This is a genomic window from Paenarthrobacter sp. PPS72 (genome assembly GCF_048537125.1).
GTDB classification, from domain to species: domain Bacteria; phylum Actinomycetota; class Actinomycetes; order Actinomycetales; family Micrococcaceae; genus Arthrobacter; species Arthrobacter nitroguajacolicus_E.
Genome location: NZ_JBLYIE010000016.1, coordinates 75,663 through 92,434, shown reverse-complemented (window position 1 = coordinate 92,434; position 16,772 = coordinate 75,663). Strand labels below are relative to the sequence as shown.

Genomic DNA, 16,772 nt, shown 5'->3' with positions numbered 1-16,772 from the left:
TCACTGTTCGTCCTTGCAACGAATGAGCTGGGTGCCCAATCCGGTGATGGTGCCCTCCATGACGTCGCCGTCCTCCAGGAGCCTGCCCCAGTGCTGGCCGTTCCCTGAGGGGCTGCCGGTCAGCACCAGATCGCCTGGCCGCAGCGGCATGATTTGGGACGCTTCGCTGACCAGCTTGGCAACGCCGAAGATCATGTCCTGCGTGGACTCATCCTGCATGGCCTTGCCGTTGAGCTTTAGCGTGACCTGGACGTCCTGGGGGTCGCCAAAGAACTTGGACGGCACCAACAGGGGACCGGTGGGCAGGAAACCGGGGGCGTTCTTGGCCCTGTACCAGTCCGAACCGATGGCCGGCATGTCCTTGCGGAAGACGTACTCCCGGGTGGTGATGTCGTTGACCATGGTGTAGCCGAAGACGTGCTCAAGGGCTTCCTCGGGGCTGACACGGAAAGCTTCCTTGCCGATCACGGCGGCGAGTTCCAACTCCCAGTCGTGGGACTTGCTGTAACCCGGCAGGGTGAGGTCCTCCGTGGCTGAGGCGATGGCTGTGGGGAGCCCGATGAAGAAGTACGGCGTTCCCTGGCCGGCCCGCTGGTCCATCATGGCCGCCGTCCTGGCCCGCACCTCTTCCGCGTCCTGGCCTGCTTCCCGGTGTGCCACGGCAAGGTCAATGACGTGCTTGCGGTAGTTGGCTCCGGTCTGCAGCACCTGGGCGGGTTCCACGGGTGCCAGGACCTCGACGTCGGCGAGCGCCAGGCCTGCCCGCTCACCGGCTGTGGCGGCAATCTGATCAAGCTCGTCCTCTGTGGTTGCCCAGTGCTGGATCAGGGAGTTGATGTCACTGTCCAGTGGCAGGACACGGTCCCCCAGCAGCAGGCCTGCCTTGGCTTTGCTGTCGCCGGGTTCCTGGAAGCGAATGAGGGCGTATGTCGTGTTTGCCATTGACCTAGCCCCGACCCTGCTTTGCGTAGGGGTTAAGGAGTGCTTCCTTCATTTCGGCGGAGGCACCTTCTTCGGTGGCCGTGAAGCCTTCGGCCGGCGGGAAGGATTCTGTCATGGAGTGCGGCATGGCACCGTTCTTGTAGAAGTTGTTGGAACCTTCCGAAGGCTTCCAGGTGTTGGCGTCCCAATCCGGGACATAGTTGCGGTAGCCGCCGGAGTTCAGTTCCACACGCAGGCCTGAAGGGTCGCGGAAGTAGAGGAAGTTCTGTTCGCCCACGCCGTGGATGGACGGTCCGTATTCCATGGGGGTTCCGTTTTCCATCATGACGTCAGCGGTGCGGAGCAGGTCTTCGGTGGCGTCCACCCAGAAGGCTATGTGGTTGACGCGGCCAGCGCGCTTGGAGGTGTCAAGGACGACGCCGAGGTCGTGCGATTTTTCGTTGGTGGTCAGTACTGAGAAGACCGTGATGGGTGCTTCGTCCAGGTCGACGAAGGCCATGACGCGGAAGCCCAGAGCCTCGTTGTACCACTTGGCGAATCCCCGGACGTCAGAGGAAGCTACCGTGACGTGGTCCAGGAAGCGGGGGGCGGCTGCGTGGCTGCTGCGGCGCTCGGGGCGGTCCGGGTAGGTGGATTCGAAGCCGGGCTCTGCAACGAACTTCTCCACGTCGTAGAAGAGGCGCATGTGGTGGCCGTAAGGACCGGTGAACTCGAAAGCCTTGCCGAAGCCGTGTCCGCCGGGTGTCCATGTGCCCTGTACCCCCGTTGATTCAACGCGGGCAGCTGCAGCCTCCAGTGCGGCCTGGGAGTTGGTGCGCCAAGCCATGCGGCCAAGCGTTGCCTCCGCACCTTCGGTGATCACCAGGCTATAGCGGTAGTAGTCGCCCCAGCAGCGCAGGTACACGTTGCCATCCACGCGGTCGATGACGCGCATACCGAACTTTTCCTCATAGAAACGTGCCGAGGCTTCGACGTCCGGAGTGGTGATCTCGAGGTGGGCAAGATGGGAGAGGGGAGTTTCCACGATGAATTCCTTCTGGGTGCTCTGGTTGCTCGGACAGTATCTGCAGGTCCTGTAACCACCATGAGCCACATCACGTATTTGGAGAAGGGCAATTACGTGATAGCAACTATCCGTCAAGCAAATACGTGCCGGGTGCCCTGAAAGGTATCGACCGGACAAATACCTGCTATACCAAAGCAGCTATTCTCCACCTGCAGAGCCCTTGCCACAGTGAATGGAGTCCCTCCCGGCGCTTCCGCCATCCTCGGGGATGATCTTCAAAGGCGAAGGAACACCAAATGAGCACCATAGATCCAGCTGCAACCCGGACCAGTCCGCCAACTGTCAGCCGAACTGCCGGAAAAACCCAAGCGGCTTTGCTGGTGGCGGGAAGTTGCATGCCCGTCCTGGGCGCTGTACTACTGGCCCCCGTCCTCCCCACACTGAACCAGGTCTTCGCCGACACCGCCGGAGTGGCCATCCTGGTTCCCTTGGTCCTTACCCTGCCTGCCCTGTTCGTGGCATTGTTTTCCCCACTGGCCGGATACGTGGCTGATCGCGTGGGGCGCAAGCAACTCCTGATCATCGCGATGCTGGCGTACGCCCTCTTCGGCACCGCCCCCCTGTGGTTGGACTCCCTGGGCGCCATTGCATTATCGCGAGTAGGCGTGGGTATTGCCGAAGCGGCCATCATGACCTGTTGCACCACCCTGATCACCGACTACTACGCTGGCCAGCAGAGAAACAAGTACCTGGGGCTCCAGACCATGGTCAGTGCTTTGGCGGCCACTGCTTTCTTTGCACTGGGCGGAGCTTTGGGCAGCATCAGCTGGAGAACGCCGTTCTGGCTGTATGCCGTCAGTGCCGTTTTGATGGTCCCCATGATTTTCAAACTCTGGGAGCCGGCCAAGAGCCAAGCGCATGGCCCAATGGCGACGAAGCAGCCGGTGCCTTGGCGGCAGATTGGTGCGCCGGCCGCGGTGACGCTGTTCGGGGGCATCGTGTTTTACGCGTTGATCGTCCATTTGCCCTACGTCATCACCGGGCTCGGTGTAACCGATAGCGGGCTCATCGGTGCTGCTGCCGCCATCGCCTCGTTGGCCACTGCAGCAGGTGCCATCTCCTTCCGTTACCTCGCAAAGCTGGGTACCCGGAAACTGCTGGCGGGTGCTTTCGGTCTTGCCGCCGTCGGGCTCTGCCTGGTTTCCGTGGCCGGCAGCGTTCCCGTGGCGATACTGGGCGCCGTGGTGGCCAGCGCCGGAACCGGTGTGCTGCTGCCCACGCTCCTGACGTGGGCGGTCAACGGCCTGGAGTTCTCCCAGCGCGGCCGCGGCACCGGCATCTGGACCGGAACCTTGTTCATCGGCCAGTTCCTGACGCCTATTGTCCTTGGTGCAACCGCTGCCGCCTTGGGGAACCTGGCCCTCGCGCTTGGGGCCTTGGGCCTGGCATGTGCGCTCGCGCTGCTGCTGGTCCTGGTCCGCGGTCCGAGGTTTGTGAGCGTCTCCCGCTAAAGTCTTCGGCTGCTGGATAACCTAGGGGCATGAAGAACCTGGACCTTAACCTGCTGCCACAACTCCAGGTTCTGCTGGAGCTGCGCAATGTTTCCCGGGCGGCCGAACGGCTCCAGCTCAGCCAGCCGGCCACGAGTGCTGCGATGGCCAGGCTGAGGAGGCATTTCGACGACGAACTTCTGGTCCGTACCGGACGCAGCTATGAGCTCACTCCTTTCGCGCAATCCTTGGTCCCGCTGGTTGATGAAGCCATGCTTCACATCCAGCGGGCCACGCGCGTCCGGTCCGGCTTTGATGCCGCAACGAGTGAACGTGAGTTTGTGATTGCAGCATCGGACTATGCGGCGGCACTTATTGTGGGTCCCTTGCGCGGGATCTTGCAGCAGGAGGCGCCGCAGGTGATGGTGGATTTCGTCCCCACGTCCGGACTGCAGGGAACCATGGCCGAGTATTCCAGGATGGACCTGCTGGTGGGACCCACTGGCTACAAGATGCAGGGGGAGAGCAAACAGCTCTTCCGGGACAGTTTCGTGGTGGTTGCCGATGCCCGAAACCCGCTTCTTCGCCTGCCCCGGTTGACGTTGCAGGACCTGGTTGGGGTGCCGCACGCTGTTGGGTATTTTGGCGAAGGAATCAGCACGCCGGCCGACAAACTATTTGAGTCCCGGGGCGTTCGACGACGGGTCGCGGCCGTGGTGGCCGGCTTCCTTTCACTGCCGCTTCTGGTAGAGGGCACCGACCTCGTGGCACTGGTTCCCCGGATGCTGGCCTCAAGGGCCCGGCGCGGTGCGGACATCGAGGTTCTGGAGTTCGCCGGAGAGCTGGAAGCGGCGCTCGTGGAAGCGATGTACTGGCATCCTTCCCAGACTGAAGATCCCGCCAACCTATGGCTCCGTTCCGTGGTGCAGCGCGCCTGTTCACAGCTCCATGAGATCTTTCCCGTGACGGCGCATCCGGTGACGGTGTCGGCAGGTCTCAGCGCCTAACCGGTGGACTAATGTTCGGTGTCCGCCGCTGCCTTCTGTTTGGCGGATTTTTCCGCGTCCTTCTCAGCGCGCAGGGACTCCGCCTCGTGCTGCTCGTCGGCCTTTTCCTGGTGGATGACTTGGGCGAAGAGCTTCTCCATCTCCTTGGCTACACCTGCAGCCGAGGCAGGGTTCTGGCCCGTGACCAGCCGGTCGTCAACGGCCACCTTTTCCTCGAAGACGCCCGCAGAGACGTGGCGCGCTCCTTGTTCCTCCAAGCGGTCTGCCAGGAAGAAGGGAATCACTTTGTCCTTTCCGGCAGCCACTTCCTCGTCATTGGTGAAGGCTGCCACGTCCCGACCCTGGACCAGGCGGAACCCGTTCTCCAATTCCACATTCAGAAGCCCTGCTGGACCGTGGCAGACCGCGCCAACCAAGCCGCCGGCGTCGTAAACGCTGGCCACCAGGCGCTGTAATCCTTCGCTGTCCGGGAAATCCCACATGGTGCCGTGACCTCCCACGAGGTAGACGGCATCGTACTGTCCGGGATCAACGACGTCCACGCGCGCCGTGTTGTACAGTCCGGCGCGAGTGGTCTCGTCCTTGGTGAAGGCAACCTGGATGGGATCGTCGGTGTCTACCTCGTCGCTGGGAGGCTGGCCGCCCTTGATGGAGGCGAAATCGACAAAATGCCCTGAGTCTTTGAAGACCTTCCAGGGATGTGCGGCCTCGGCCACGTTGTAGCCGGTCTTCTCTCCCGTATCACCGAGCTCGGACACGCTGGTCAGTACCATGAGGATTTTCTTCATGAAGTGCTCCTTTCGTCCAAAGTCCACACTACGCCCCGCCATTTCCAGCCCCACCCCACCTATGCTTGGCTCATGTCTACTGATGAAGAGAAGGACCCGCCCGTACCAGCGGATGTGGAGGGCAAGATCCCCAAAAAGGTACACGACACCCAGAGCACCGAAGCGCAAGAAGGATCCGTCGAAGAGCCCCGGGAAAATTAGCTGCCCCGGGAGCGCTGTTCCGGGCGTTCCCGGGTCCGGGCACACCTGTTGACAGACCTGAAGTAACGCGGGTAACCTAAGTCACATGCCCAGCAAGTAACGCGCGTTACCAATGGTGTTTCCTGCCGCATAGCCAGACAAGCCGACTAACCATTCAAGCCGCCTAACCAGACAAAGAGCGTCTGGCAACATGCGGATCAACCAAGAACACCCGGAGCATTCAATGGCGAAAACCACCCCTGGCGAGGCCGTACCCGTACGGCGGGGAGTCACCATGAAGGACGTCGCAAAACATGCCGGCGTCTCCCGAACTGCAGTGTCGTTTGTACTGAGCAACCGGGAAAACGCCAGCATTTCCGAGGAAACCCGCACCCGGATAGCTGACGCCGTGCAGGAATTGGGCTACCGCCCCAATGCCGGCGCCCGCGCGCTGGCCTCCCGGCGCAGTGATTGGTACGGGATCGTGACGGAGATCGTTACGGCGCCGTTCGCCGTCGACATCATCAAAGGTGCCCAGGATCAAGCCTGGCTTGACCGCCGGTTCCTGCTCATCGCGCCCTCCGACCAGGCCGATGCCGTAGGACCCAACAAGGGCCTGGAAGATGCGGCAACGGAAAAGCTGCTGGAACAACGAGTGGAAGGACTTCTTTACGCAGCGACCTTTCACCGGGGGGTGCGCGTTCCACCGAGTGCCAACGAAGTACCAACCGTCTTGATCAACTGCTTTGACGCGGACGGCAAGCTTCCCTCGATCGTCCCTGACGAGCGTGGGGGTGGCCGGGTAGCCGTGGAGCGCTTGCTCCAAGCCGGCCACACCCGGATCGGGGTCATCAACCTTGACCCGGTTATTCCGGCTGCAGTAGGGCGATTGGAAGGTGCACGCGAAGCACTGGCCGCCGCTGGACTGGAGCTGGACCCGGAACTGGTGGTGTCCGGATACGCAACGGCCGACGGCGGCTACGAAGCCGCTTGCCGGATCCTGGACCGGTATCCACCCAAGGACAGGCCAACGGCACTGTTCTGCCTCAATGACCGCATGGCGATGGGCGCTTACGACGCCATCAAGGAACGGGGCCTGACCATCCCCGGGGACATCGCCGTGATCGGCTTCGACAACCAGGAACTCATCGCGGCCTACCTACGGCCAAAGCTGACTACGGTTGCCTTGCCATTCGAAAAAATGGGCGCCTTGGGCGTCCAAACGCTCACCGCACTAACAGCAGGACAGCCGATCCTTGCCGACCAGCAATTGGTCGACTGTCCGCTGCTAGAACGCTCTTCGGTCTGACCGCGAAATCAACGTCGAAGAGCAACCCCTCACCCACCCCTTCACCTTGGACGATGAAGATAGGAAAGAGATAACCATCATGACACAACCCCGATACTTCCGGGCTGCCCGGATGACGGCGGCAAGCCTTGCCATAGGCGCAATGCTGCTCACCGGCTGCACCGCCAATGTCACCAAGACAAGCACGTCAGACGCCGGCGCGAATGCCAGCGCATTCCTCACCATCCCGCGTGAGGACATGGGCACGTTCGTGCAGAACTTCAACCCGTTCGCCCCCACGGTGAACCCCATGGTTCAGCAGTCGATATACGAGTCCCTCCTGATCTTCAACCCGGCCAAGGGAGACACGGTGCCGTGGCTTGCTACCGAATGGAAGGCAGCGGAGGACGGCAAGTCGGTCACTTTCACCCTTCGTGACGGTGTGAAGTGGTCTGACGGTCAGCCCTTCGTGGCTGACGATGTCGCCTATACTTTCGAGCTCCAGAAGAAGATCAAGGGCGGCTTCGAGTATCTGGACACCGTCACCGCCGAGGGTAACAAAGTCACCTTCAACTTCAACAAGCCGTGGTCGCCGGCCCTTTACGACGTCGGTCAGCTCATCATCCTGCCCAAGCACATCTGGTCTGCGTTGCCGGACCCCGAAAAGGACGCGAACGCCAAGCCCGTGGGCACCGGACCCTACACCGAGGTGGACAGTTTCCAGGCCCAGTCCTTCGTGCTGACGAAGAACCCCAACTACTGGCAGCCGGAAAAGCAGAAGATCGCCGGAATCAAGATGCTCGCCTTTGCGGGAAACGACGGCGCCAACCTGGCCGCCGCGAACGGCGACGTGGACTGGGCTCCGCAGTACATCCCGAACATAGAAAAGACCTTCGTCTCCAAAGACAAGGAACGCCGCCGGTACTGGTTCCCGGCTACCGGCGCCATGATTAACTGGCAGCTCAACACCACCAAAGCTCCGTTCAACGATGTTGATGTCCGCAAAGCATTGAGCATGGCCGTGGACCGCGACCAGGTTACCAAGATCGGCATGAGCGGCTATGCCAAGCCAGCGGACTGCACCGGACTCTCCGGCAACTATGAGAAGTGGAAGAACGCCGCAGTCAAGGACAACTGCACCTGGACCAACCGTGATGTCCAGAAGGCCAACGAGCTCTTGGACAAGGCCGGTTATGCCAAGGGAGCGGACGGGAAGCGCACGCTCAAGGACGGTAAGCCCTTCGAATTCAAGATCTCCGTAGGTGCGACGTCTTCTGACTGGCTGTCCGTGGCCAACGTCATTTCCCAGAACCTGGCCGAGGTTGGAGTCACTGCCAAGGTTGAGTCTCCGGACTGGGCCGCAGTTGTTGCCGGCTATGAGACAGGTGACTTCGACTCCGGCATCGTGTGGAGCGCCAACGATCCCAGCCCGTACAAGTACTTCAACACTTCCATGGGTACAGCCACTGTGAAGCCAGTGGGCACCAAGACGTTCGATAACTACCACCGCTTCGGCGACACGAAAGCCGATGCCCTGCTTGCCGACTTCGCCGCAGAAAGTGATGAGTCCAAGCAAAAGGACCTGGTCAACAAGCTGCAGGAAGAGTACAACGACGTCGCACCGCTGGTACCCCTGTTCTCCGGCCCTGAATGGGGTGCGTTCAACGACACCCGCTTCACCGGATGGCCCACCGAGGAGAACCCTTACGCTACGCTCTCGGTCCGTTCACCCACCACGGTGCTGGTGCTGACAACGCTGGAACCGCGCAAGTAGCGATTCCCGCTGGGGCCCCTTTCCGGCCCCGACACCGCACGCCGCCCGGCGGCATTGGCCGATCGGCAAAAATCCGCCGGGCGTGCCGTCCTTACTTTCCGCAATTCCCGCAATTTCCCGAATGGAGGGAAACCGTGCGCTTCATCCTGCGCCGCCTGGGTTTCTACCTGATCGCCTTCTGGGCATCCATCACCCTCAATTTCCTGCTCCCGCGCTTCATGCCCGGAGACCCCGTCTCCCGCATGTTCGCCCGCTCCCAGGACCGAATGCAGCCCGAACAAATCGAGGCCCTGCGCAAGCTGCTGGGTGTTGACGACCGGCCCATTTGGGAGCAATACATCGACTATCTGCACAACATCTTCACCGGGCAGATGGGTGTATCCATCTCCCGTTTCCCCACCCCGGTCACCGAGGTCATCTCCTCGCAAATCGGTTGGACGCTCCTGCTGGGTGGAACGGCGCTGGTAACTGCCGCCGTCGTGGGTAACCTGCTGGGCATCCTGGCCGCCTGGCGGCGTGGCGGCGCGATCGACTCCGCGCTTCCGCCGGTGTTGGTTTTCATCGGCTCGTTCCCGTACTTCTGGCTTGCCATGGGTGCGCTGTATTTGTTCGGCGTGGTGCTCGGTTGGTTCCCCATCCGGCATGCGTTCACTGACGGTTTGGAGCCTGCATTTACTTGGGAGTTCATCGGCGACGTCGGTGCCCACCTTGTGCTGCCGGCGCTGACGATCGTGCTGGTTTCCATCGGTGGCTGGATGCTGGGCATGCGCAACACCATGATCGCCACGAACTCCGAGGACTACATCACCATGGCCGAAGCCAAGGGACTCCGTCCGGGCCGCATCATGCTCCGGTACGCAGCACGCAATGCCATGCTTCCCTCGGTCACGAGCTTCGGTATGGGGCTGGGTTTCGTGGTGGGTGGTGCGCTGCTTACTGAGGTGGTGTTCGCCTATCCCGGCGTCGGCTACCAACTCCTCAACGCCGTCCAAGGCCTCGACTATCCGCTCATGCAGGGCTTGTTCCTGACCATTACCGCCGCTGTGCTGCTTGCCAACTTCCTGGTGGACATCCTCTACGTCCGCCTCGACCCGCGCGTGCGCAGCAACTAGAGGACTGATCATGACAACCGCACTTCTGAAGCAGCCCACTCCAACTCCGGCTCTCCGCAAGCCCAACGGCAGCTTCGTCCACGGGCTCCTCAGCAACAAGAAAGCCCTGACGGGCATGACCGTGATGTTGATCTTCATTGCACTGGCACTGCTGGCGCCGGTGCTGTTCCCCGGCGACCCGTCGAGGATCACGGCGATGGCCTCCCTGGAACCATCAGCCGAGCACTGGCTGGGCACCACAGCCAAGGGACAGGACGTGCTCGCATTGACCATCCATGGCTCCCGGAGTTCACTGTTTGTAGGGCTGACCGTAGGCATTGCGTCTACGTTCATCGGCATCCTGGTGGGCCTGGCCTCCGCCTACTTCGGCAAATTCATTGACGAAGCCCTATCCCTGGTCACCAATGTCTTCCTGCTCCTGCCCGGCCTGCCGCTGCTGGTCATCCTGGCCGCGTTCCTTCCTCCAGGCCTCGGCACGGTCATCTTGGTACTCGTAGTCACAGGATGGGCCGGTTCAGCCCGTGTCCTGCGCTCACAGGCCTTGTCCATCCGCTCGAAGGACTTCGTGGCCGCGGCCGTGGTGTCCGGCGAACGGGCGGGCCGGATCATGTTCCGCGAAATCCTGCCCAACATGGCCTCGATCGTCATGGGCACCCTGCTGGCCTGCGTCATTTATGGAATCGGCGCGCAAGCGGGCCTGGAATTCCTGGGTCTGGGCGATGTCAGCACGGTCTCCTGGGGCAACAACCTCTTTTGGGCCGGCAACGAAGGCGCGCTGCTGACCGGCAGTTGGTGGGTCTTCGTACCCTCAGGCGTGTGCATCGCCCTGGTCGCTTTCGCCCTGGCCCTCATCAACTACGCCGTGGACGAGGTCACCAACCCGCGGCTGCGGAAAATCAAGACGCCTAAGACAACACCCCTGAATACTGAAAGGAGCGCCGACAAATGACCATCTCGCAAGTTTCCTTCGGTTCCCACCAGCCCGTCCTGGACATCAAGGACCTCACCGTCAAGTACATCGGCGATACCCGCTCCACCACCGCGGTGGACCGCGTTTCCTTCAGCATCGGCACCGGAGAGGTATTCGGCCTGGCGGGGGAGTCCGGCTGTGGGAAGTCCACTATTGCCAACTCGATCATGAGGCTCCTGAAGGACCCCGCAAGGATTGCAGGCGGCAGCATCTCCTTCGGCGGCGAGGACGTTCTGGCCATGAGCCCGGAAGAGCTGCGGCGCTTCCGTTGGCAGGACGTGGCGATGGTCTTCCAGTCGGCCATGAACTCGCTCAATCCGGTGCTGACCATCGGCGAACAAATCGTAGACATCTTCACGACGCACGCCGGCTACTCACGCAAGGAGTCCATGCGGCGGGCCGGTGAGCTGCTGGAACTGGTAAGGATCGACCCCGCACGGCTCAAGTCCTATCCGCACCAGCTCTCCGGCGGCATGCGCCAGCGTGCCGTGATTGCCATGGCCGTAGCACTCAGACCGTCTCTGTTGATCCTGGACGAACCCACCACCGCCCTGGACGTGGTGGTGCAGCAGGAGATCATGGCGCAGATCAAGGAACTTCAGCGTGAGCTCGGCTTCTCCGTCCTGTTCATCACCCACGATATGTCCCTCATGGTGGAACTGTCCCACCGTATGGCCGTGATGTACGGCGGCCGGATGGTGGAGACCGCGAAAGCCCAGGACGTCTACGCCAACCCCCGGCACCCTTACACCCAGGCCCTCATGGGCGCGTTCCCGCCGCTCAGCGGTCCACGCGTTCCGTTGACGGGACTGCCCGACGGCGTGAAGTTCCGGAACATTCCGGATCTCGCGGAGGTGGCACCCGGCCATTTTGTGTCCCCGTTCGGTGGCGACGTCCCTGAGACTGATCCAGCAAAATTGGAAGGAGCTGCACGATGAGCCGCTCACTCATGACGCCATCGGCCGTGGCCGGCACCGGCACTCCCGCACTTGAGATCCGCGGCCTGGGGAAGTCCTTTCCCGTTGGCGGGCTTTTCTCCCGCGATTCCGTCCGTGCCCTGCATGGCGTCAACCTGACCATTGGCCGCGGTGAAATCGTGGCTCTCGTAGGGGAGTCCGGTTCCGGCAAGAGTACCTTGGCGCGCTGTGTCGCCCGGCTCGAAAAGCCGAGCTCCGGCGCGATCCTGATCGACGGCGTCGACATCCTCAAAAGAGACCGGTTCCATGCCTCACGCGCCTTCCGCTCACAACTGCAGATGGTGTTCCAAGACCCCTTCGGTTCACTAAACCCGGCCCACAGGATGGACCATTTCCTGCGACGCTCGCTGGCCATCCACGGCAAGAGCGGCGGCTCCGGGGAAGAGACCCAGCGGCGGCTCGCAGAACTCATGACCACTGTTGGACTGCAGGCCGATATGTTGAACTCCTATCCGCACGAGCTCTCCGGCGGCCAGCGCCAACGCGTTGCCATAGCCCGTGCGCTCGCCGTTGAGCCGCAGGTCATCCTGGCAGACGAGCCTACTTCCATGCTTGACGTTTCCGTCCGGATCGGCGTGCTGAACCTGATGCGCAAGCTCCGCGACGAGCAGGGCATCTCCATGCTCTACATCACCCACGACCTCGCGTCCGCCCGCTATTTGGCAGACCGGACCGCGGTCATGTTCGCCGGTGAACTCGTTGAGGAAGGAGAGTCCTTGGACCTCTTGGCCAATCCTGCGCACCCCTACACGCAACTGCTGGTTTCTGCAGTACCGGACCCCGCCCGGGCAGGCTCCTATGATCCCGTCCGCAGGGCAGAACTCCGGCAGGCGGTGTTGGCCTCGACGCACTGCGCTTTCGACGGCGATCCGAACCAGGCCTGTTCGGCCCAAGCACCTGTCCGCCACCAAGTGGGTGACCCCGCAAACCGTCACTGGGTGCGCTGCCACCTTTACCGACCGTGGGCCGCTGCCAGTGGCCACGCCCTGGCGAGTGAACCCATCGAATCCAGCCACCCGGCGTCGAACGCTCAAGAAGAGGCCTCCGCATGACTGAACTTACACATCCGCTGGCCACCGTTCCGCGGGGCGAGCTGCTGTCCCGAGCAGAGGCGGACCCGCTTCGCCCACGATTCCATTTCGTCTCGCCGGCAGGCTGGCTCAATGACCCTAACGGCGTCAGTCAGTGGAACGGCACGTACCATCTCTTTTACCAATACAACCCTGAGGGTGCTTTCCACCATCGCATCAAGTGGGGCCACGCCACCAGCACCGACCTCGTCACCTGGACGGACCAGCCTGTCGCCTTGGAACCTTCCGATGGGCCGGACGCCGATGGCTGCTGGTCGGGGGTGTTGGTGAATGACGCCGGCACGCCCACGTTGGTCTACTCGGGACGACTCGATGGCAGGGAGCTGCCGTGCGTCGCTGTAGGCTCCCCGGACCTGTCCAGCTGGACCAAGGATCCCGGAAACCCTGTTATTGCTGCCCCGCCCCTTGGAGTGGAGATCACTGCATACCGTGACCACTGCGTATGGCGCGAAGGAAGCAAATGGCGGCAGTTGGTGGGTTCAGGCATTCGTCACCGCGGCGGTACGGCGTTCCTTTATGAGTCCTCAGATCTGCGTTCTTGGGACTACATCGGCCCCTTGCTCATCGGCGATGCTTCCCAGGGCGATCCTTCAGACACAGACTGGACCGGGACCATGTGGGAATGCGTTGACCTGTTCCGGGCGGGAGCAGGATCACTGGGATCGGCGCCTGCTGAGGATTCGCCGGACGTGCTGGTCTTCTCAGCATGGGACGACGGTGAAACCCGCCACCCGCTGTACTGGACCGGCCGCTACGCCGGGGATACCTTCGAGCCGGAGGCGCTGCACAGCTTGGACTACGGTGGCCGCTTCTTCTACGCACCGCAGTCTTTCGAGGACGAGTCCGGCCGCCGGGTCATGTTCGGCTGGATGCAGGAAGGCCGCAGTGACGCAGCGATGGTCGAGGCCGGCTGGTCGGGTGTCATGAGCTTGCCGCGCCTGACCACCCTGGCCAATGACGGGACCTTGGAGTTCGCGCCGGTCCCCGAAATCGACAAGCTGCGCAGGAACCACGTCAGCGTGCCGGCCCAGGCGCTGGAGAGCGTAGGGCAAACCGTGAATACCGGTGTATCAGGCAACCAGCTGGACCTTGAGCTGGAGGTGCACCTCGCGGCGGGCTCGGAGGTGCGGTTGGGCGTGCTGGCCTCCACCGATGGTGCTGAGGAGACGGCAATCGTGCTGAGCCGGGCAGCTGACGGAACCCCCACCGGCACTCTTCGCCTGGACCGTACGCGCAGCAGCCTCAACCCTGGCGTGGATGTGGAGGACAAGTCCGGACCAGTTCCCATGCCCGACGGACGGGTTCGCCTGCGCGTCCTGGTGGACCGTTCCGCCGTCGAAATCTTCGCCAACGGGAAGCCGCTCACGGCCCGTCTCTACCCCACCCTCGGCGGCGAGCGCGTCACGCTGGGTGCCACTGCAGGTTCGGTGCGGCTCCTGTCTTTTGATGCTTGGACCATGGCTGGGGTGCTCGAAGAGAGCCGCAGCCTCCTGCCTAAAAGGAAGTGAAAAACTTGGAAAAATCACCATCAGTCTCACGCCGCGGACTTCTGACCGGCGCCGGTGCGGTTGCCCTCGGCGGTTCCATAGCGCTGTCCGGCCCCGCTGTCCCCGCCACGGCGACAAGTGGTTTGCCTTCGAAAGGATCATCCCGGATGCGCCCGGTCTATCACTTCAGCGTGACCGACAACTGGAAGAACGATCCCCAGCGCCCCATTTACCTCGATGGCGAGTACCACTACTACTACTTGTACAACGCTGACTACATCAATGGTGGTGGAGGCACGTCCTGGCGCCGGGCTACCACCACCGATCACGTCGCCTTCCGGGACCGCGGCGTCGCCATCCCGAAGTTCAGCAACGGCAACGGTGACTGCTGGTCCGGATGTTTGGTAGTTGATGAGGAAAATACTGCGGGATACGGTGCGGGCGCGGTCATTGCCCTTGTGACCCAGGCCCCGGAAGGCCGTCAGGCGCAGTATCTCTGGTATTCAACGGACAGGGGTCGCTCTTTCAAACCCGGCGGTGATGCTCCCGTACTGCCTAACCCGGGGGTGCACGATTTCCGTGATCCCAAAGTAATTTGGGATCACGACCGCGGCCGGTGGTTCATGGCCAATGCGGAGGGGCAGAAGCTGGGTTTCTACACCTCCGCGGACCTGCGGTCCTGGCAGCGTGTTGGCGAATTCCTTCGCAGCGATTTAGGGCTCTTGGAGTGCCCTGACCTTTTCCGGATGACGGCCGACGACGGCACCCCGCATTGGGTCCTGGGCACCAGTGCGAACGGCAAGGGCCGCGGACTGCCTGCAACGTATGCCTATTGGATCGGAACCTTCGACGGCAGTTCCTTCACCCCTCACCGTCCCGAGCCGGAATGGCTCGATTACGGCTTCGATTTCTACGCCGCAGTGACCTACCCGCATCACGACGCATCAGGTACAGAGGACCCGACCCTCCGCCGGGCGATCGGTTGGGCAAATTTCTGGGACTACCCCCACAACACTCCCACCCTTGCCACTGAGGGCTACAACGGCGATGACATGATCGTCCGCGATATCCGGCTGAAGGGAAGTAATGGCGCCTATTACCTCGCCTCCGCGCCCACGTCCGGATTGGGGGGCCACGTAAAGCGCACACATCGCCTTGGAGATGTGGCCGTTGCAGGCACTCACGATCTGAAGGTCCGATCGAACGCCTACGACCTTAGCTGTGAGGTGGTGTGGGATCCTGCCGCGCCCCCGGCTAACCTCGGGCTGGAGGTCTGCCGTGCGCCAAGTGGCGGCAGGCATGTCGCTGCGGGGGCCTTCCTGCGAGGCCCGTTCACATATCTCAACCGGCGCCCCACGATCAACCCCACCGCAGGCGAAACCCAAACCCCGATGGACCCCTCCACCGGGCGTCTCACTCTGCGCGTCCTGGTGGATCGCGCCAGCGTGGAGATGTTCGTCGGGGATGGGCGTGTGGTGCACTCGCACCGCGTTTTCCCCCTTGAAGGCGATGACGGCATCCGCCTCTACTCCCATGAGGGAGCGGCCACGTTCCGGAACCTGACCATCCGTGAACTCAACGTCACGCCATAACCCGCTTCCTCACTAACGGGAGATATCCAATGAATTACCCAATATCCGCGTCAAACCAGACGCGTTCAGCGCTTGACGTCATGGTGGTCGGCGAAGCGCTGATCGACGTCGTGAGTGCAGACGGCCGGCGGGCGGAGTATCCCGGCGGGTCCCCGGCCAACGTCGCATACGGTCTTGCCCGGCTCGGCGTAAACACCGGACTACTCACGGCCATAGGCCCGGACGCCTGGGGTAGTCGCCTTGAGGATCATCTTGGCAACGCAGGAGTTCGGGTCCTGCCGGGCTCCCGGTCCCTCACCCGTACGGCGTCGGCAACGGCGACCCTCGCGCCGGACGGCTCCGCGCACTACGACTTCGACATCGTCTGGGATCTGGCGCCGCAAACCCCTTACTGCTTCCCGAAAATACTTCACACCGGCTCCATTGCCACTTTCCTGGATCCGGGCGCCGGCGTGGTGAAGTCCCTGCTGCAACAAGCCCACAGGCACTGCGTGGTCACGTACGATCCGAACATCAGGCCCGCCCTTCTTGGGAGCCACAGGGAAGCGACATCGATCTTCGAGGAGCTGGTGACCTTCACCGACGTCGTCAAACTCAGCTCCGAGGATGCGCAGTGGCTGTATCCGGGAAAGAGCGTTGATGAGACGGCCGCGCACATTCTCGGGTTGGGTGCGGGCCTGGCAGTGGTCACCCTGGGCTCAGAAGGTTCCTACTTCAGCACTGCGGGCTTCGACGCCGGCATCCCAGCCGCCGCAGCCAAGGTTGCAGACACCATCGGCGCCGGAGACGCTTTCATGTCAGCGCTTATTTTTGGATTGTTGAACCGCGGAACGGAAGGGTTCCCGCCGGCCGTTCTCGAACAACTTGGGCGTACTGCAGCTGCGGCCGCGGCGATCACTGTCCAGCGCCCGGGGGCAAACCCGCCAAGCCTGGCGGAGCTGAACGCCGTGCTGGAAAGTCAGCGGGTTGGATGAGGAACAGACGCCACCGCGGCACCTGCGGGCCGGCCGGGGCTGTCCCGCGCTGGGGGCGGGCGTTGCCGTCAGGCTTCGGGGTCGCCCAGACATT

15 protein-coding genes are annotated in these 16,772 nt (G+C 62.4%); 12 read left to right on the top strand and 3 right to left on the bottom strand.

From position 1 onward, the window contains the following. Together ACLRGI_RS07725 and ACLRGI_RS07720 are read right to left on the bottom strand one after the other, a co-directional pair. The gene (locus ACLRGI_RS07725; RefSeq protein WP_419201086.1) at positions 1 to 942 is read right to left on the bottom strand and encodes a fumarylacetoacetate hydrolase family protein; all 942 of its coding nucleotides are present in this window, start codon (positions 940 to 942) and stop codon (positions 1 to 3) included. 4 nt (positions 943 to 946) lie between these two features. Next, positions 947 to 1,966, bottom strand: coding sequence for a VOC family protein (locus tag ACLRGI_RS07720; RefSeq protein ID WP_419201085.1), 1,020 nt, complete (start codon positions 1,964 to 1,966; stop codon positions 947 to 949). 278 nt (positions 1,967 to 2,244) lie between these two features. Between ACLRGI_RS07720 and ACLRGI_RS07715 the strand changes: the two genes are divergently transcribed. Beyond that, positions 2,245 to 3,459 (top strand): MFS transporter, encoded by a 1,215-nt coding sequence (locus ACLRGI_RS07715; protein WP_419201084.1) that lies wholly within the window; start codon positions 2,245 to 2,247, stop codon positions 3,457 to 3,459. A gap of 29 nt (positions 3,460 to 3,488) precedes the next feature. Then, positions 3,489 to 4,445 (top strand): LysR family transcriptional regulator, encoded by a 957-nt coding sequence (locus ACLRGI_RS07710; RefSeq protein WP_419201083.1) that lies wholly within the window; start codon positions 3,489 to 3,491, stop codon positions 4,443 to 4,445. An 8-nt stretch (positions 4,446 to 4,453) separates the two neighbouring features. On the opposite strand, the gene ACLRGI_RS07705 is transcribed toward ACLRGI_RS07710, so the two are convergent. Further along, positions 4,454 to 5,233, bottom strand: coding sequence for a type 1 glutamine amidotransferase domain-containing protein (locus ACLRGI_RS07705; protein ID WP_419201081.1), 780 nt, complete (start codon positions 5,231 to 5,233; stop codon positions 4,454 to 4,456). 72 nt (positions 5,234 to 5,305) lie between these two features. Here ACLRGI_RS07705 and ACLRGI_RS07700 point away from each other — a divergent pair, with 72 nt between their 5' ends. From ACLRGI_RS07700 to ACLRGI_RS07655, 10 genes are all read left to right on the top strand, one after another. Continuing rightward, positions 5,306 to 5,434: a hypothetical protein gene (locus ACLRGI_RS07700; protein WP_419201080.1), complete on the top strand. Its 129-nt coding sequence runs from the start codon at positions 5,306 to 5,308 to the stop codon at positions 5,432 to 5,434. 223 nt (positions 5,435 to 5,657) lie between these two features. Continuing rightward, positions 5,658 to 6,722 (top strand): LacI family DNA-binding transcriptional regulator, encoded by a 1,065-nt coding sequence (locus ACLRGI_RS07695; RefSeq protein ID WP_419201079.1) that lies wholly within the window; start codon positions 5,658 to 5,660, stop codon positions 6,720 to 6,722. Between the two features lie 79 nt (positions 6,723 to 6,801). Further along, positions 6,802 to 8,475, top strand: coding sequence for an ABC transporter substrate-binding protein (locus ACLRGI_RS07690; RefSeq protein ID WP_419201078.1), 1,674 nt, complete (start codon positions 6,802 to 6,804; stop codon positions 8,473 to 8,475). 134 nt (positions 8,476 to 8,609) lie between these two features. Further along, on the top strand, positions 8,610 to 9,587 hold the full coding sequence (locus ACLRGI_RS07685; protein ID WP_419201077.1) for an ABC transporter permease: 978 nt from the start codon (positions 8,610 to 8,612) through the stop codon (positions 9,585 to 9,587). A 10-nt stretch (positions 9,588 to 9,597) separates the two neighbouring features. After that, positions 9,598 to 10,536 carry an ABC transporter permease gene (locus ACLRGI_RS07680; RefSeq protein ID WP_419201076.1) on the top strand — a complete coding sequence of 313 codons (939 nt, stop codon included), beginning with the start codon at positions 9,598 to 9,600 and terminating at the stop codon, positions 10,534 to 10,536. Then, entirely contained in the window at positions 10,533 to 11,495 is a 963-nt protein-coding gene (locus ACLRGI_RS07675) for an ABC transporter ATP-binding protein (RefSeq protein WP_419201075.1), read from the top strand. The genes ACLRGI_RS07680 and ACLRGI_RS07675 overlap by 4 nt, the downstream gene beginning before the upstream one ends. After that, positions 11,492 to 12,586: an ATP-binding cassette domain-containing protein gene (locus ACLRGI_RS07670; RefSeq protein ID WP_419201074.1), complete on the top strand. Its 1,095-nt coding sequence runs from the start codon at positions 11,492 to 11,494 to the stop codon at positions 12,584 to 12,586. The genes ACLRGI_RS07675 and ACLRGI_RS07670 overlap by 4 nt, the downstream gene beginning before the upstream one ends. Then, positions 12,583 to 14,133, top strand: a complete 1,551-nt coding sequence (locus ACLRGI_RS07665; RefSeq protein WP_419201073.1) for a glycoside hydrolase family 32 protein — start codon at positions 12,583 to 12,585, stop codon at positions 14,131 to 14,133. Before ACLRGI_RS07670 ends, ACLRGI_RS07665 begins: the two co-directional genes overlap by 4 nt. 146 nt (positions 14,134 to 14,279) lie before the next feature. Next, positions 14,280 to 15,704, top strand: coding sequence for a glycoside hydrolase family 32 protein (locus ACLRGI_RS07660; RefSeq protein ID WP_419201149.1), 1,425 nt, complete (start codon positions 14,280 to 14,282; stop codon positions 15,702 to 15,704). Positions 15,705 to 15,733: 29 nt separating this feature from the next. Beyond that, positions 15,734 to 16,678, top strand: coding sequence for a carbohydrate kinase family protein (locus tag ACLRGI_RS07655; protein ID WP_419201072.1), 945 nt, complete (start codon positions 15,734 to 15,736; stop codon positions 16,676 to 16,678). Positions 16,679 to 16,772: the final 94 nt, after the last annotated feature.

Excerpts from the sequence above, each read along its gene's own strand:
- ACLRGI_RS07725 (WP_419201086.1), bottom strand. The coding sequence starts at position 942 with ATGGCAAACACGACATACGCCCTCATTCGCTTCCAGGAACCCGGCGAC.
- ACLRGI_RS07715 (WP_419201084.1), top strand. The coding sequence starts at position 2,245 with ATGAGCACCATAGATCCAGCTGCAACCCGGACCAGTCCGCCAACTGTC.
- ACLRGI_RS07710 (WP_419201083.1), top strand. The coding sequence starts at position 3,489 with ATGAAGAACCTGGACCTTAACCTGCTGCCACAACTCCAGGTTCTGCTG.
- ACLRGI_RS07705 (WP_419201081.1), bottom strand. The coding sequence starts at position 5,233 with ATGAAGAAAATCCTCATGGTACTGACCAGCGTGTCCGAGCTCGGTGAT.
- ACLRGI_RS07700 (WP_419201080.1), top strand. The coding sequence starts at position 5,306 with ATGTCTACTGATGAAGAGAAGGACCCGCCCGTACCAGCGGATGTGGAG.
- ACLRGI_RS07695 (WP_419201079.1), top strand. The coding sequence starts at position 5,658 with ATGGCGAAAACCACCCCTGGCGAGGCCGTACCCGTACGGCGGGGAGTC.
- ACLRGI_RS07690 (WP_419201078.1), top strand. The coding sequence starts at position 6,802 with ATGACACAACCCCGATACTTCCGGGCTGCCCGGATGACGGCGGCAAGC.
- ACLRGI_RS07680 (WP_419201076.1), top strand. The coding sequence starts at position 9,598 with ATGACAACCGCACTTCTGAAGCAGCCCACTCCAACTCCGGCTCTCCGC.
- ACLRGI_RS07675 (WP_419201075.1), top strand. The coding sequence starts at position 10,533 with ATGACCATCTCGCAAGTTTCCTTCGGTTCCCACCAGCCCGTCCTGGAC.
- ACLRGI_RS07670 (WP_419201074.1), top strand. The coding sequence starts at position 11,492 with ATGAGCCGCTCACTCATGACGCCATCGGCCGTGGCCGGCACCGGCACT.
- ACLRGI_RS07665 (WP_419201073.1), top strand. The coding sequence starts at position 12,583 with ATGACTGAACTTACACATCCGCTGGCCACCGTTCCGCGGGGCGAGCTG.
- ACLRGI_RS07660 (WP_419201149.1), top strand. The coding sequence starts at position 14,280 with ATGCGCCCGGTCTATCACTTCAGCGTGACCGACAACTGGAAGAACGAT.
- ACLRGI_RS07655 (WP_419201072.1), top strand. The coding sequence starts at position 15,734 with ATGAATTACCCAATATCCGCGTCAAACCAGACGCGTTCAGCGCTTGAC.